The sequence below is a fragment of the Bartonella sp. MU37NMGALS genome, assembly GCF_042194015.1.
GTDB lineage: Bacteria > Pseudomonadota > Alphaproteobacteria > Rhizobiales > Rhizobiaceae > Bartonella > Bartonella grahamii.
Genome location: NZ_JBHIML010000073.1, coordinates 1 through 1622, shown reverse-complemented (window position 1 = coordinate 1622; position 1622 = coordinate 1). Strand labels below are relative to the sequence as shown.

At 34.9% G+C, this 1622-nt stretch carries 2 protein-coding genes; one reads left to right on the top strand and one right to left on the bottom strand.

From position 1 onward, the window contains the following. Positions 1-149: 149 nt before the first annotated feature. On the top strand, positions 150-941 hold the full coding sequence (locus tag ACFIJP_RS09055; RefSeq protein ID WP_375627076.1) for a hypothetical protein: 792 nt from the start codon (positions 150-152) through the stop codon (positions 939-941). On the opposite strand, the gene ACFIJP_RS09050 is transcribed toward ACFIJP_RS09055, so the two are convergent. Next, positions 928-1539, bottom strand: a complete 612-nt coding sequence (locus tag ACFIJP_RS09050) for a hypothetical protein (protein WP_375627074.1) — start codon at positions 1537-1539, stop codon at positions 928-930. The genes ACFIJP_RS09055 and ACFIJP_RS09050 overlap by 14 nt on opposite strands. Between the last annotated feature and the right edge of the window lie 83 nt (positions 1540-1622).

Below are 1622 nucleotides of genomic sequence, written 5' to 3'. Positions count from 1 at the left end.
ATGTCACCACTTGCACCACGTATCGCCCACCCCGTTTTGGTACCTAGATCAAAACAAAGAATCGTGTTAATCACCACGCCACTCCATACAAAATGTGTTTTATAGGATTGTTTTTTTCTGAAAATGAAGGAAAGAAGGGTGTAAGAAATATGCAAGCGGTTTTAAATTGGATAGAACAGCATCCTGTATTATTTTCTGCGTTTTCTGTTTTATTTTCTGCACTTTCTTCGGTTGGTGCTTTATTATCCGCAATTTTTTCTTTTCGTTCTATTAAACAGACATTGAATTTAAGAAATGAAGATCGAATAGAAGCTGCAAAGTTCAGAAGAGAAGACCGAGAAAAATTTGAAACAGAATTAACTAATGCCATGGACATAGCTAATTCAACTAAACAACAAGCAATATCAATGGAAAAGCTTGCTAACGTTCTAGAAAAACAGACAGAAATTCTAGAGCAGAGAAAACTTAATGTTTTTGTACAGCGTATAGTGATGCATAATGATCCTGATAATAAATCACAATTATTAATTGATATATTATTAACCATTGCAAATCCTACAAAACACATAATTAAAATTAATTCCATCAGTATAGAGAATGATAGAAATTATAAATTTATTCACGCAGTCTATCGTGGATTTACTGATTCAACCGTTTTTCCCCTCGGAGATATATACCAAATCCAGCCCCAAAGCTCCAAATACCTCTGTTTTAAACAACCCCAAACAGAGCCTCTAATACATGGAGATATTGACCCATTTAGCCTCATAGCTTTTGGCTCATTAGAACTAATTCTTACCATTTCGCCTCTCAAGAAAAATCCATTAATTTATCTAATATTTACTATGGAACACACTGCTATAGATCCTGAAAATCCACCAGAAAAAGTGAATTTTTTCGCTCACTGTATTCGTTTAAAAAATGCTTTCAATCCACTATAGTTTTCCCAGGTACGAGATAGCTCTGTTGTTCCTCAGGACTTTTTTTAGCAAGATCTTCCCATGTCAGTGGCTTTAACCCCAATAAATGCCCCAATAACTCTTGAGACCTCGGCCAATAGTCTAGTTGTGCAAATGTAATGGTATTTCGTGGTATAAACCATTCTTCAAAAGCTCTAACAACTTTAATTGCTTGAATCTTTGTCTGCTCATCCCTCATTAATTGTTGCAATAATTCCTGCGATCTATCTTCTTGTTCATCTGTAATGGGATTTAGTTCTATAAACTCTCTTACAAGCGTACGAACAGCTTTAGAGACTTGAATATTTTCATAAATATTTTCATATGACATCACACATTCTTGCCCTTTAGTGCTTTTCTCTAAACATTCTTGCACGTTTGCTTGTAATTCTTGTAAATGTTGTATTTTCTCTTCATTTTCTGCTAGCTGTTCTTCCATCAATGCTTTTTGTGACGCTATTAACTCATTTTTTTCTGCTAGCTCTTTTCTAAGCCTTCGCACTCTTTTAGAAGAGTCATGAACAGCATAAAACGAAATCACATTCGCAATTAAGGAAATAACAATTGCTACTAAACTCATCTTTCTCTCCTCACTTACCCTTCTTCTTACTCTTCTTATTCTTATGAGCCGGCGCTTTTACTGCTTCATCACGCTGTTTAAGC